Origin of the sequence: Nocardia sp. NPDC056611, assembly GCF_042792755.1 — a bacterium.
Classification (GTDB): domain Bacteria; phylum Actinomycetota; class Actinomycetes; order Mycobacteriales; family Mycobacteriaceae; genus Nocardia.
In genome coordinates, this window is the sequence record NZ_JBHTVV010000002.1 from 1108306 (window position 1) to 1122091 (window position 13786).

Sequence of the window (13786 nt, forward strand, 5' to 3'; positions counted from 1 at the left end):
TCATCGTAGCGTTCGAGTCAATGCTGACGAAATACTCAGATTTGCTTGACTGATCACCCTCTCGTGAGTGACGATATCGTCAGCGAGTGGAAGGGAGTGGTCGATGAGCGGCCATCACGATGTGCACAGCGGCCTGCACAGTGAGCACGGCGCGCTGACGGGTGAGCATCCTGGACGGGCCCGGAATCCGGTGATCAAGGTGCTCGATCTGGCCTGGCTGGAATTCGAGAAGCCCGATCTCGACGCGGCGGAGACCTTCGCGCATGCCTTCGGATTCTCGACGGCGGCGCGGACGCCCGACGAGCTGCAGCTGCGCGGGTCTGACCCAGGCGCGCCATGCGTACTCATCCGTCGGGGAGATCGTTCTCGGTTCGTCGGCCCGGCGTTCAAGGCCGCCGAGTCCGCGGACCTGCTGCGACTGGCCGAGGCTTCGGGTGCACGACCGGCACCGCTGCCCGAGTCACTCGGCGGGCTGACGGTAGACCTCGTAGACCCCAGTCGGTTGCGGGTACGTGTAGTTGCCGATACTCACGAACTGGCGGGCATGCCGATGCAGCAGCCGCACGTCCTGAATTTCGGACACGAGGTGCTGCGGACCAATGCGACGCAAAGGCCGCCGCGGGTTCCCGCTCGCGTGCAGCGGCTCGGGCACGTTGTTATCCAGTCGACGAAGTACCGGGAGACCCTCGACTGGTATCTGAACAATCTCGGACTGATCGTCAGCGACTTTCTGTTCTATCCGGGCCAGCGGGAGCTCGGACCGGTCATGAGTTTCATTCGATGCGACCGCGGATCGACACCTGCCGATCACCACACGCTCGCGCTGACCTTGGGACCGTCGAACCGATACGTGCATTCGGCTTACCAGGTCTCGGATCTGGATGCCCTCGCGGCCGGTGGTGAGTACCTGCTGGATCAGGGCTACCACCGGTCGTGGGGGATCGGGCGGCACATCCAAGGCAGCCAGATCTTCGACTACTGGCGTGATCCCGACGGATTTATGGTCGAACACTTCAGCGACGGAGACATGTTCGACTGCACCCTGGAACCGGGTTGGGCCCCGATGACCGCCTCCGGGCTGGCGCAATGGGGACCCCCGGCCACCAAGGACTTCCTCGGCATCAAGCCCGGAGCCGAGTCGGCGCGCGAAGTTCGCTCGATCGTCAAGGCGCTGCGCGAGGACAACGAATTCGATATCCGCCGCCTGCGCGGCCTGTTGAAAGTGGCCAACTCATGAGCACATCCATCCTCCGCACCGCCGACGCCTGGTGGGTGCGCACCGCCTCCGGTGCGGCCCGCATCGACACCACGGCGACGACCACGCGGGAGTTGCTGGCCGAGCGTGACGCGATTGCCGCCGCTGCAGCGAGCTCGGAAACCGTTGCGGTGGAGGGCCTGCCGCTGATCTCGCCGGTTACGGCGCCCTGTCGTGTGGTAGCGCAGATGACGAACTTCGCCTCCCACGTGAAGGACTCGGGCATGGATCCCGAGACGGTGCCGCTGACCTTCTTCCGCAAGGCGTCCGGGTCGATCAGCGGACCCAACGACGACGTCATCCGGCCCGCCCACGTGCAGTTGCTCGATTACGAGGTGGAGATCGGCCTCGTCTTCGGTCGAGAGATGCCGGTCGGTTCGGATATCACCGCCGAGAACCTGGCGGACTACATCGTAGGTTTGGTCGTCACGAATGACATCTCCGCACGTGATGTCCAGCTGCCGAAAACGCAGTTCTACGAGGCGAAGTCGTATCCCACGTTCACGCCGGTCGGTCCAGCGCTAGTGCTGCTGGACGCCGACGAGCTGAAGCGGTTCGAGGATCTGCGGCTGCGACTGTGGGTCAACGGCCAGGTGCGACAGGACATGACGGTCGCCGACATGATCTACCGGCCGGTCGAGACGCTTCGGGCGCTCACCCGTTTCCAGCGGATGGAGGTCGGTGACCTGCTGCTGACCGGTACCCCGGTCGGCACCGCGATCAGCGCTCCGCCCAAGGTGGTGGCGCTCATCGGGTCTCTGCTGCCGCCGAAGGTCAAGTGGAAGATGTTTTTCCAGGGCCAGGCGAAGAATCCGAAGTACTTGAAGGACGGCGACGTGGTCGAGGCCGAGATCGGCACCGACGACGGCGCCCTCGACCTGGGTCGCCAGCGCACGGTCGTGAGGTACGCCCGATGACCGACAAGTCCACGCTCGAAACCTCGACCGAGGAACTGCTGTGGCCCAGCTACGCCCGACCGGACGATCTGGCGGCCATCGAAGCGGTGCCGCTCGAGGCACGTGGCTTGCCAGAGTCAACATATGCCCTCCTCGTCCGCGCGGCGCAGCGCTGGCCGGAGCGTAACGCGCTCACCGTGTTACCAGACGCGGCCAGGTGGCGAGAGCCGGTGCGGCGCACGTACTCCGAACTGCTCGCCGACGTGCATCGCTACGCAAACCTGCTGTATGAACTGGGGGTGCGCCGCACTGACGCGGTCGCGCTCATCGCACCCAACTGCGCGGAGCTGATCCCGGCCACCCTAGCCGCGCAGCTGGCTGGTATCGCCGCGCCGATCAATGGTGGCTTGTCGAAAGACCATGTCGCCGAGCTGCTGCGCCGATCGGGCGCGCGCGTCGTGGTCACCGCCGGTCCGGAACTCGCACCTGACACATGGACCACCGCGCGCGAACTAGCCGCGCGCGGTTTGTTGGACGCCATACTGGTGCTGCGTCCGACTGCCGCCCCGGAGCCGCCGCCGGCCCTGCCCGGCATCGACGGCGGCCTCCGGGTCGGCTACCTCGAAGTCCTTGCCGCCAATCAGGATTCGACCGAGTTTCTCGGAGCGCCGCCGGCGCCGTCGGACCTGGCGGCACTGTTCCACACGGGTGGCACCACCGGCGTACCCAAGCTCGCTGCGCACCGCCATTCCGGTGAGGTCTCCAATGCGTGGATGATCGCAGCGAATTCCCTACTCGACGACCAGTCGGTGGTTTTCGCCGCGCTGCCCCTGTTCCATGTCAACGCGCTGGTCGTGACTCTGCTGGCACCACTGTTCCGCGGTCAGTCGGTGGTGTGGGCCGGCCCCCTGGGATACCGGGACTTCGCACTGTACGCGGAGTTCTGGAATATCGTGGCGCACTATCGGATTGCCGCGATGAGCGCGGTGCCGACGGTGTACGCCGTGCTGGCAAACTGTCCGATCGACACCGATATCTCGAGCCTGCGCTACGCCATGGTCGGCGCGTCGCCGCTGCCGCTCGCGGTTCGTGAGAGCTTTCAGCTGCACACCGGGGTCACCCTGGTGGAAGGTTACGGCCTCACCGAGGCCACCTGCGCGACCGCGCGCAGCTTCCCGGAACTTCCGCGACCCGGCGCGGTCGGGCAGCGCATGCCCTATCAGCAGGTGGCGGTTATTCGTACTGCGGAGGACGGGCGGTGGGAACGACTGCCTGCCGGTGAGATCGGTGTGCTGGTTATCAGCGGTCCGACGATATTCGCCGGGTATGTGACCGGTCGTGGCAGTGCAGGCCACTACGTCGACGGGTTGGGCACGGTGGTCGATGGCTGGCTCAGCACTGGCGATCTAGCTCACATCGACGATGACGGCTTCATTCATTTGCACGGTCGCGCGAAGGATCTCATTATCCGCGGCGGACACAATATCGATCCCGCGACCATCGAAGATGCGCTGTTGAGCCACCCGCAGGTCAGTGGTGCCGGAGCTGTGGGCCGCCCGGACGTGCACTCCGGGGAGGTCCCGGTCGCCTACGTCGCGCTCGTGGCGGGCGCGGACGTCACCGAGGACGAGCTCGTGGCATGGGCGGGCGAGCGGGTGCACGAGCGTGCCGCCGCGCCAAAGACCGTCACTGTCCTGGACGCCCTGCCGGTCACCGACGTCGGAAAGCCCTTCAAGCTCGGGCTGCGCGCGGACGCGACGCGTCGCGAACTCCTGGAGGCGCTCGCCGAGATCGCCGGAGTTGCCGGTATCGCGGCCGCTGTCGAGGACGGCGCGATCGTGGCGACGGTGGCGCTCGACTCCGATACCGACCGAAGCGTGACCGAGGCGATTCTCGGCCGCTACGCGATTACTTGGAAAGTTGAGGTGCGGCAGTGAAAGTGGTGTCGATCGTGCTCGCGGGCTTGCTGACCGCCGAATTCCTGTCCTTCGGGGCAGCAAAATTGGCGGCGGTCGCCTCGATGCGGAAGCGCGCCGCAGACCTCGGTTACTCCACGACCGCCTACCGCGGTATCGGAGCGGTCGAGATTGTCGCGGCAGGTGGCGTTCTGGCGGGTTTGACTCAGCCGTCGATCGGGATGGCCGCCGGTGCCGGCTTGATGCTGTTGATGACCGGTGCCGTCGCCAGCCACCTTCGAAACGGTGACGGCGCCGTGGAAATCGCGCCTGCTGCCGGAAGCGCGCTGGTGGCAGCGGCCTATATCGCCACCCTGGTAGGTACGTCGTCGTGAGCTCGCCGACGGTTCCGGTCGTGATCGTCGGTGCGGGGCCTGCCGGGCTCACCGCGGCCACCCTGCTTGCGCAGTACGGTATCGAATCACTGGTGCTGGAGCGATGGGAAGGCGTGTACCCACAGCCCCGTGCGGTCCACCTGGACGGTGAGATTCGCCGGATCCTGGAGCGGCTCGGCATCGGCGACGAGTTCGACGCGATCTCCCGGCCCGCGTTAGGTCTGCGCCTGGCAGATCCCGACCACCATGTAATGGCCCAATTCGACCGCGACCCGGCCGGTGGACGCAACGGATTTCCCGAGGCGAACCTGTTCGACCAACCGGAGCTGGAAGATATCCTGCGCACGAACCTGAGTCTCTACCCGGCCGCGACTCTGCGTGGCAGCTCGGAAGTCACCGCCGTCACGGAGGGAATCGGTTGTGTCCGAGTGGATTTCAACGACCGGGTCACGGGGCGCGCCGAATCCGTCCGGACTGAGTACGTGCTGGGCTGTGACGGTGCGAACAGTCTGGTGCGCGCGGCGATCGGTGGTCGGATGCAGGACCTGCAATTCGAACAACGATGGCTGGTGGTGGACATCGCCACCACCGCTGACCTGGGTCATTGGGAAGGTGTGTATCAGGTCTGCGACCCGAGCCGGGCGGCGACGTATATGCGCATCGGAAAAACCAGATACCGATGGGAATTCCGGCTGCACCCGCACGAAACCGCGTCCGAATACGGTGACCTCGCACGGCTGCGCCCGCTGCTCGAACCGTGGCTCGACGCAGCAGCCTTCCAACGGCTGGAGTTGGTGCGGGTCGCCGAGTACACCTTTCGTGCCCAGCTCGCCGACCGGTGGCGCAGCGGCCGAGTCTTCCTGCTCGGCGACGCCGCGCACCTCACGCCACCGTTCATCGGACAGGGCATGGGCGCGGGCATGCGCGACGCGGCGAATCTGAGTTGGAAGCTGGCCGGGGTACTGCGCGGCGAGTTGCCCGACAGTGTCCTCGACACTTACGAAGCCGAGCGAAAGCCGCACGCGCGCGCCATGATCAGGCTCGCGAAACTCACTGGTCTGACGATGACGGAGGGCGGCGAGCTGGGCAACCGGCTGCGCAACCTCATCGCGCCGCGTCTGCGGTGGGTACCGGGTTTGACCAGGATGGTCACCAGTGGGGAGTCGCCAGCGTTGCACCGTTCATCGCTGGTCACGGCGCCTCGGATCCGCAGAGGTCTGGCTGGTCGGCTTGTCCCCAACAGTCGGCTGGCGGACGCGCGGCGTGTCGACGACGTCATCGCGGGACGCTACGCCGTCATCGCAAGTGTGGAACCGTCGCCGGGCGAGCGGGTTGTGGTGGAACAGCGCGGCGGCGTCGTATTGCGCGCCGAGCCCGATTCGGAACTCTGTCGTTGGCTTCGCCGGAGCCGCGCGGTCGCCGTCCTGGTGCGTCCCGACGGCACCGTGCAGAGCGGTGGAGAGAGCGTGTCCGCCCTTTGTGCGGCTGCTCCTCGGTTCGCGCCCAGTGAACGACGGGCACGCGCGAGCTGAGCGTTTTGCGGCTTAGCTGATTGCAATCGCGTTTATGAGGATATCGTCAGTTACCGTGCTACCGTATCGATAGTTATGCGCGATAGCTGTCAATGATTCGCTGAGGTGTCTCGTTGGGAGGACTCTGATGTCTCGCTATCTGTTCGCTCTGGGGCAGTTCGTAGCCCGTCGGCGCTGGTGGGTGCTCGTTACGTGGATCGTGCTGCTGGGCGGCGCGATCGCCTTCTCCGTCGGCACTGGCGGGAAGACGAACGACAACTTCACCGTCCCAGGCACCGAATCGCAGGATGCCGTGTCCTTGCTGCAGGACAGGCTTCCGGCCTACAGCGGCGCGCAGATGCAGGTCGTGTTCGCAACGCCCGGTCTGGCCAAAGTCACCGACCAGCAGATAACCGGCCAGATCGGGCATGTCATGGCCGAACTGAAGGCGCTGCCGCAGGTCGCAGCGGTGGTGGACCCATTTCAAGCGCAGGCCGTCTCGCCGGATCAGCGTGTCGCTCTCGGGAGCGTGCAATTCTCCGTGTCGGCGGGGGAGGTCGACGAGAGCACTCTCGATGCGGTCGAAGCCGTCGCTGCTCCGGCTCGCGATGCGGGCTTACAGGTAGAATTCGCCGGTGGCATCTATCCAGGGTTTACGGCTGAAATCCCGCACAACCCTGAGGTTCTCGGCATCGTCGCGGCGTTCATCGTCCTGCTGATCACCTTCGGCGCGGTCGTTGCTGCGGGCCTGCCTATCGTCACCGCGCTGGTCGGCGTCGGCATCGGACTCAGTGGAATCTTGGGAATCGCCGCGTTCGTCGACGTGCCCTCGGCGGCGTCCTCACTGGCACTGATGCTCGGCTTGTCCTGTGGCATCGACTACGCGCTGTTCATTTTGTCCCGCCATCGGCACCAGATCGTACTGGGAATGACTGCGGCGGAATCGATTCCACTGGCCGTGGGCACCGCGGGAAGTTCGGTGGTGTTCGCCGCGGTCACGGTCATCATCGCGCTGTGCGGCCTGGCGGTCGCGGGCATCCCGTTCCTCACCGTCATGGGTCTGACCGCGGCCGCGGCGGTCTTGGTGGCGATGCTCGTCGCCTTGACATTGTTGCCTGCGTTGCTGTCCTTCGCCGGGCGCCTCGTCGCCAAGTTCATCTCGCCGCCTCTGCAGCCGGGCAAGGCCGAAGAAGTGGCGCGCATCGCCGCATACGAGCCTGAACGTACCTGCGGCCACGCCTGGGGGCGCTTCGTCACTCGCTTCCGCATTCCGCTGCTGGTGCTGGGCGTCGCACTGCTCGCCGTTCTCGCGATTCCAGCGACCCGCATGGATCTCGGATTACCGAGCGGTGCAACGCAATCGGAATCCAGCACCGCGCGCAAAGCCTACGATCTGGTGACCCGCTCGTTCGGAGCCGGCTTCAACGGGCCGCTGTTGGTGGTGGCCGATGCCTCGCACGCCACCTCGGCTGATGCGGTACAGACCCTGGTGGGCCGACTGCAGCAGGAACCCGATGTCGCGGTGGTCCAGCCCGCGGCTTCCGGAAATGGTCTCGTCCTGCTCCAAGTGGTGCCTAAGACCGGTCCAGCGGATAGCGCGACCAATGATCTGGTGAACCAGCTGCGAGATGACCGCGCCAGCATCGAAGCCGGTACCGGAGCGTCATATCTCGTCGGCGGAACCACTGCCGCGAACATCGACACCTCGAAGCGACTGGCCGAGGCGTTGCCGATCTTCCTCGTCGTTGTCGTCGGTCTGGCCCTGGTCCTGCTGACGATCGCGTTCCGCACTATCCTGGTCCCGCTCTCGTCGATCGTCGGTTTCATACTGTCGGTCTTCGCATCCCTCGGTGTCCAGGTCGCTGTCTTCCAGTGGGGTTGGGGCGCAAGTCTCTTCGACGTCACCAAGGCGCAGACTCTGAGCTTCCTGCCGATCATCACCCTGGCCATCATCTTCGGCCTATCCAGCGACTACCAGATCTTCGTGGTGTCACGCATCAAAGAGGAGCATTCCCGTACTGCCGACGCCGTCACCTCGGTGCAGAATGGTGTCGCCCACTCCGCCCGGGTCGTGACAGCCGCGGCGCTCATCATGTTCGCGGTCTTCGTCGCATTCACCACGGTGGACAACCCGATCGTCCGACCCTTGGCCTTCACGCTGGCGGTCGGTGTCCTGCTGGACGCCTTCATCGTGCGGCTGACGCTCGTGCCCGCTGTCATGGCACTGATCGGCAATCGCATGTGGTATCACCCGAGCTGGTTCGCCCGCTACGTTCCCGATCTCGACATCGAAGGCGTTGAGCTCGAACGTCGATTCGCACCCGAGCTCGAAACCGAAGTGCCGCAGAGTATTACAAACAAGTCATAACCGACGCTGTTCGGCGGGAACGACCTGGCCGTCACGGATCACCACGATCGTGCGGTCGACGGTGTAGGCATGTGCGGCCGTGAGCACTCGGGCCTGGTCCGCGACCACGGCGGAGACGGTGGGCGAGGAGAGAATCTCGAGCATGTTCTCGGGACTGTCGGCTCCGATGGTGAGCGCACCGTGGTAGCGGCGGTACGCGGCGTAGTCGTGATTGACACCCGGTGTGGGGTGCGCGAACTTCGTGAAGGGAACAAACGTGTACGTCCGGAGGTCCTGCGCTCCCGCCGCGTGGAGTGCGGGACCCAGCGTTTCGTGGACCCAGTTGCGGAACTCGGGCCCGCGCACACCTCGCCGACGTTGCAGGAGAACCGCGGTGCGGTGTGGCACGGTGTCATCGTGCGTGGGTTCCCACCAGCGACCCCCGCCCGGTCCGGTCAGCTGACCGAGCACACGATCGAAGACGTTCTGCTCGTCGAAGATGATCTCGCGCAGGTGAAGTGCGGTGTTCAGTGCTGCGAAGGCGCTGCGCAAGCGAACCTCCGGGAACCCGTCCAACCGCCAGTCCGCGGGGATCAGCGTTCCGACCTTCTGCGTCGCCGGCCAGTACCCGTGGTCGGACAACGAGAAGTGGCGCTGCACATACTCGGTCACACCCGGCAACCGGGTCATGATCTCGGCATGCGGTCCCGCCCAGTAGGCGAAGCCATCTTCCCTGGATACGTCCTGGCGCAACCAGACCGGATTCACCGAGGAGGTGGTGTGGATCGGGGTTGTCATCACAGCACCTCCGAATCGGACAGAGCCACAGCCGCCGCGAAGTCTGTGTTACGGGACAGCGTCGCCTCGCTGAGCGGCCCCCACAGACCACGCAATGCCTTGATCGGTCGCCACCGGCCCGGAAACACCAGCGCCTTGGTTGGCTTGACAAGCGCACCAGCCATTGCTTGTCCAGCGGTTTGCGCCGACAGGCCTCCCTTGAGGAATTTGGGAATTGTTCTGTCGAACCTGCGGGCAACCTCGTTTTCCCAGAACAGGTCGAGCATGCCGGTGCGCACGTAGCCCGGATAGGCGATGGTCACGTCGACACCGTACGGCACCAGTTCCATCTGCAGGGCGCGCCCCAGTGCTTCGACCGCGGCCTTCGAGGCGGCGTAGGCGGACTCCAGCGCGCCGTTATTGAAGGCGACGACCGACGACACGATGAGGTACTGCCCGGCGTGTTCGATCACCGTGGGCAGCGTGGCGCGGACAGTGTTGGCCGCGCCGACGAGGTTCACGTCGACGACCCTGGCGAACTGCTCGGCGGCAGTGGAGCGGAAGGTCTGCAACGGAAGCCCTACACCGGCGTTGACGACGACGGTGTCGTACCCGCCGAATTGCTCGTGAACTCCGATGAGTGCAGCCTCGATGGAGTCCGGGTTCCGGACATCAGCGGCGAATGCCTGCACGACGGCCGGGGAACCGAGTCCGCCCGCAGCTGCCGCAGCGGCCTCACCGTCCACGTCGAGGATCGCGACGCGGCCGCCGGACTTGACAATCTGCCGCGCGGTTTCGAGGCCGATTCCCTGAGCTCCGCCGGTCACGATGACCGTCCGGCCCGTGAGATTTGTGTTCACACAATGTCCTGTCGACGTGTCCGAGCGGTCGCGCAGCGAACACGATTGATGATGAATATGTCAGTGATGACTTCAGCGTCACCTATGGTTACGAGAATCACACGACTGTGCAACTGCGTCAAGGGTCACTGTTGGTGCTTGACGTCGCGCGCCGGGATGGCATTGAATGATCTAGTCATCACATCTGACGATTGGATCAGGAATGCAACATGAGTGAGTTGCTGCAGAGCCCGCTCCAGGTGGGGTCGATGCGTCTGGAAGGTCGACTGTTCAAGTCGGCGACGAGTGAAACCCGAGCTACCAGTGACGGTTTCGTTACCGATGACCTGTTGGCGTTCTACGAACCGATGGCAGTCGCAGGCACTCCGATGATCGTGACTGGCAATCTCTACGTCTCTCCCCAGGGCAAATCAGCGGGTCGACAAGCTGGAATCGACAGCGACGACAAGGTCCCCGGCCTGCGGGAGTGGGTCAGTGTTGCCCACACCGGGGGATCCAAGCTCGTCGCTCAGCTCAACCATGGGGGCCGGCAGATCGCTCAGCTCGCGCCAGGAGCGGATCGCATCGTATCGGCGTCCGACGTCCGTGAGCCGCTCTACGGGACGAAGCCCTCGCCATTGCGCCTGGCCGAAATTCCCGGCATCATCGACAGCTTCGCCGCTGCTGCGGCACGAGCACGTGCAGCAGGGTTCGATGGAGTTCAGATCCACTCCGCACACGGCTACCTGCTGAGCCAGTTCCTCACTCCGCACACGAATCGGCGAACGGACGGTTACGGCGGTGGGCTCGAAGGGCGGGCGCGATTGTAGCTGGAGGTGATGCGGGCGGTGCGGGAACGATGCGGCGCCGATTATCCCATTCTCGTGAAACTGAATGGGACAGACGATCTTCCGCTGCGACGCGCCGCGACTTCTGAGGAGCTTGTGCGAGTTGCCCATTGGCTGCAAGAGGCTGGCGCCGATGCCATCGAGATCTCCCGCGGTCATTACGAATCGTGGCCGGGAATGATTCAGGGCAGGTATAGGGGCTTCATCAAGGCCAGCGTGACAGTCGGCGCCGCGACCCATGGATCTGCGATGCGAAAAATGGCAGCGCGCGTGGTAGCCCCGGTAGTGGAGCGAGTGGCGGAGTGGGCGCGGCCGCCGCGTGAGGGCTTCAACCTCCCCTTTGCGCAACGATTTACCGACAGCCTCGACATTCCGGTCATTGTGGTCGGTGGGTTCCATACGCGAGATGGGATGGAGGCAGCTCTGCGAAGCGGAGCCGCCGACGCCGTGTCGGCGGCGCGGGCGTTCATCGCCGACCCTTATCTCTATCGGAACATCGTGGGTGAACCGCTTGCCGAGCGTCCGGTCTGCGGCTACTGCAACGGGTGCATCGCGCGGTTCAGTGGCTCCCGGATCGATTGCTACAACCCCGAGATCCGTGGCCAGCGGGAGGTGATGCTCTCCGTAGTCCGACGCCGAGGACTGTCCGGTCCCGGACTTGAACCGCCCCGGCACCACTCGGCCAACCGAAGCCAGTCCTGAGCTAGCAGGTCGTCACAGTTCAGGTTGTGGTGGCAGGGGAGAGGAGGAAAGCTTTTGCGCCGATCGCTTGGTCATGCCGAACATGCGCAGGACGTGGAAGGTCATTTCGTCGGTTCGTGCCTCCACGTCGGCGTCCGGTTGTGCGTCGAGCAGCTGTAGCAAGCCCAACAATGCGCCGCCCGCAGCCATCACCGCCATGTTGGGGTCCATCGGCTCGAAACGGCCGGCCTCCTGCGCCGCGATGATGTCGTGACGGGCCCTCGGTGCCAAGCCTTCGTCCCGGAGTAACACTGACATGCCGGAATTCAGGATCACCCGCACCATCTGGGGAATCTGTCTTTGCAGGCGTCCGGTCATCCGGAAACTGACAGCGAACACCTCGGCGGGATCGTCGTAGAGCGACACGATGCCGTCTCGCATTTCGCTGTAGACCTGGAGTGCCGAGCGAACGGCCTCGTCGAAGAGTTGCTCCTTCGACTCGAAGTGGTTGTAGAAGGAGCCGAATCCGACATCGGCCGCGTCGGTGATCTCCTGGATGCTCACCGCGGTTCGGCCCTCGGACAGAAACTTGCGGGCGGCGCCGAGCAAGGCGTTGCGGGTGCGCTCGCGTCGCCGGTCGACACGGTTGCGCGCCACGGGATCGGCGGTCATCTGCCCTCCTGAATCGGAATCGTCATCAGAATCGTATCTGATGAAACCGTCAAAGTGGGAATTTGGCGACTCGAACGCGGTCCGGCCCTCGCGTTCTTGTTCAGGCACATCTGTGATCAGATGATCACATCTGATCATCAGTTCTAACTCTGAGGAGGCTGAGATGGCTAGGCGTGCCAACATCGTCATTACTGGGGCTAGTTCGGGGCTGGGTGCGCAGATGGCGCGCGAGTTCGCTGCCCGCGGACGAAGTCTCGCCTTGTGCGCCCGACGTGTCGATCGGCTCGAGGTATTGCGGGCAGACCTGCTGCGCTCCCATCCCGGCATCAAGGTGGCCATCGCTCCGTTGGATGTGAACGATCACGACCAGGTGTTCACGGTCTTTCACGGGTTTGCGGGTGAACTGGGTGGCCTGGACCGGGTGGTCGTCAACGCGGGAGTGGGGAAGGGGCAGCCGATCGGTACTGGTCGTTTCGATGCCAATCTGCAGACCGCGCAGACGAATTTCGTTGCGGCGCTGGCTCAGTGCGAGGCGGCGATGGAGATCTTCCGTGCCCAGAACCGCGGCCATCTCGTCATGGTTTCATCGATCAGTGCCCTGCGTGGCCTGCCCGGCCATATGTCGACCTACTCGGCGACCAAGGCCGGCGTGGCAACACTCGCCGAGGCCATCCGCGCCGACACTATTGCCACGCCCATCTCCGTCACGACGCTGTATCCCGGTTACATCGAGTCGGAGCTGAGCAGGGGGGCGGGGAAGCGGCCGCTGGCGGTCACCACGGAAAGGGGCGTTCGCGCGATGGTCAAGGCGATCGAACGAGAAAAGGACGTGGCGAAAGTTCCTGCTTGGCCGTGGATTCCGATCGGATTCGCGCTCGGGAACCTGCCGCTGCGATGGGTGGCCAGGGCTGTCTGATCTCGATGGTTGTCTGCGCGTCGCGTGGTGCCAGGGGGTCCTCAGGACGCATGCTGACGATGTCTTCATATGTGAGGGTTGCGTCATTTTGCTACTGCCTGTTAGTCTCGTCACGCCTGATGGAACCATCAGATGAGGCAGCGGGGTGTCGGCTGCCGACGATTCCGGTCAAGACTCTTGCGTCGATTGCGAAGCAACGCTGAGCATCTCGCGCACGGGTGGCCATCGAGAAGGATGAGAAGTTGATAGAGAACACCCGCGGAGGCGCGAGTTCACGCCGCGCCTTCCTTGCCGGTGCTACGACGGTGGGCCTCGGCGTCTTCTTGGCGACCCATGTCCAGCAAGCAGCGGCCGAACCCAACTCGGGTCCGATCAAACTGACGGGCGCGCTTCGCCGCAGGCCGGACCTCACGCCCGCTCAGTTCTACGACTACTGGCTGAACCACCACGGGCCCTATGCCAGGCAGCAGATCGAGACGCTCGGCGGCTATCGCTACGTCCAGAGCCACACGATGGACTCCAGCGTCAATTCTCTGTTCTCCGCTTCGCACGGCACCGGGCCAGCCTACGACGGCGTCGTCGAGGCTTGGTTCCGGTCCACGGAGGCTCTAGTGGCCGCTATGGCCACCCCGGAAGGGGTGATCGCCAACCAGAACCTCGTCAATGACGAGAAGAACTTCATGGACTCGGCGCAATGCTCGCTCTTCCTCGCGAAAGAGTATGTGCTCCTCGGGTAAGCGGCTGACCGTTGCGG

The 13786-nt window shown here is 64.5% G+C and carries 13 protein-coding genes; 10 read left to right on the forward strand and 3 right to left on the reverse strand.

From position 1 onward, the window contains the following. Positions 1-103 precede the first annotated feature (103 nt). The 6 genes from ACFRAQ_RS13775 (at position 104) to ACFRAQ_RS13800 (ending at position 8320) form a co-directional block, all read left to right on the forward strand. Positions 104-1237 carry a VOC family protein gene (locus ACFRAQ_RS13775; RefSeq protein WP_379098730.1) on the forward strand — a complete coding sequence of 378 codons (1134 nt, stop codon included), beginning with the start codon at positions 104-106 and terminating at the stop codon, positions 1235-1237. Continuing rightward, positions 1234-2172, forward strand: coding sequence for a fumarylacetoacetate hydrolase family protein (locus ACFRAQ_RS13780; RefSeq protein ID WP_379098733.1), 939 nt, complete (start codon positions 1234-1236; stop codon positions 2170-2172). The genes ACFRAQ_RS13775 and ACFRAQ_RS13780 overlap by 4 nt, the downstream gene beginning before the upstream one ends. Beyond that, complete coding sequence (locus ACFRAQ_RS13785; protein WP_379098736.1) at positions 2169-4088, forward strand: acyl-CoA synthetase; 1920 nt, start codon at positions 2169-2171, stop codon at positions 4086-4088. The genes ACFRAQ_RS13780 and ACFRAQ_RS13785 overlap by 4 nt, the downstream gene beginning before the upstream one ends. Continuing rightward, positions 4085-4441 (forward strand): DoxX family protein, encoded by a 357-nt coding sequence (locus ACFRAQ_RS13790; RefSeq protein WP_379098739.1) that lies wholly within the window; start codon positions 4085-4087, stop codon positions 4439-4441. Before ACFRAQ_RS13785 ends, ACFRAQ_RS13790 begins: the two co-directional genes overlap by 4 nt. Beyond that, complete coding sequence (locus ACFRAQ_RS13795; protein WP_379098742.1) at positions 4438-5973, forward strand: bifunctional 3-(3-hydroxy-phenyl)propionate/3-hydroxycinnamic acid hydroxylase; 1536 nt, start codon at positions 4438-4440, stop codon at positions 5971-5973. Before ACFRAQ_RS13790 ends, ACFRAQ_RS13795 begins: the two co-directional genes overlap by 4 nt. 127 nt (positions 5974-6100) lie before the next feature. After that, positions 6101-8320 (forward strand): MMPL family transporter, encoded by a 2220-nt coding sequence (locus ACFRAQ_RS13800; protein WP_379098745.1) that lies wholly within the window; start codon positions 6101-6103, stop codon positions 8318-8320. Here ACFRAQ_RS13800 and ACFRAQ_RS13805 read toward each other — a convergent pair. Beyond that, the gene (locus ACFRAQ_RS13805) at positions 8315-9097 is read right to left on the reverse strand and encodes a hypothetical protein (protein ID WP_379098748.1); all 783 of its coding nucleotides are present in this window, start codon (positions 9095-9097) and stop codon (positions 8315-8317) included. The genes ACFRAQ_RS13800 and ACFRAQ_RS13805 overlap by 6 nt on opposite strands. Continuing rightward, positions 9097-9936, reverse strand: a complete 840-nt coding sequence (locus ACFRAQ_RS13810; RefSeq protein ID WP_379098751.1) for an SDR family NAD(P)-dependent oxidoreductase — start codon at positions 9934-9936, stop codon at positions 9097-9099. The genes ACFRAQ_RS13805 and ACFRAQ_RS13810 overlap by 1 nt, the downstream gene beginning before the upstream one ends. A 209-nt stretch (positions 9937-10145) precedes the next feature. On the opposite strand from ACFRAQ_RS13810, the gene ACFRAQ_RS13815 reads away from it, so the two are divergent. Continuing rightward, a complete protein-coding gene (locus ACFRAQ_RS13815; protein WP_379098754.1) occupies positions 10146-10745 on the forward strand; it encodes a hypothetical protein in 600 nt (199 codons plus the stop codon). A 6-nt stretch (positions 10746-10751) separates the two neighbouring features. Further along, positions 10752-11465, forward strand: a complete 714-nt coding sequence (locus tag ACFRAQ_RS13820; RefSeq protein WP_379098757.1) for a hypothetical protein — start codon at positions 10752-10754, stop codon at positions 11463-11465. 12 nt (positions 11466-11477) lie between these two features. On the opposite strand, the gene ACFRAQ_RS13825 is transcribed toward ACFRAQ_RS13820, so the two are convergent. After that, positions 11478-12116 (reverse strand): TetR/AcrR family transcriptional regulator, encoded by a 639-nt coding sequence (locus tag ACFRAQ_RS13825; RefSeq protein WP_379098760.1) that lies wholly within the window; start codon positions 12114-12116, stop codon positions 11478-11480. A 163-nt stretch (positions 12117-12279) separates the two neighbouring features. Between ACFRAQ_RS13825 and ACFRAQ_RS13830 the strand changes: the two genes are divergently transcribed. Together ACFRAQ_RS13830 and ACFRAQ_RS13835 are read left to right on the forward strand one after the other, a co-directional pair. After that, complete coding sequence (locus ACFRAQ_RS13830; RefSeq protein ID WP_379098763.1) at positions 12280-13032, forward strand: SDR family oxidoreductase; 753 nt, start codon at positions 12280-12282, stop codon at positions 13030-13032. Positions 13033-13250: 218 nt separating this feature from the next. After that, the gene (locus ACFRAQ_RS13835; protein ID WP_379098766.1) at positions 13251-13769 is read left to right on the forward strand and encodes an EthD domain-containing protein; all 519 of its coding nucleotides are present in this window, start codon (positions 13251-13253) and stop codon (positions 13767-13769) included. The last annotated feature ends 17 nt before the right edge of the window (positions 13770-13786 follow it).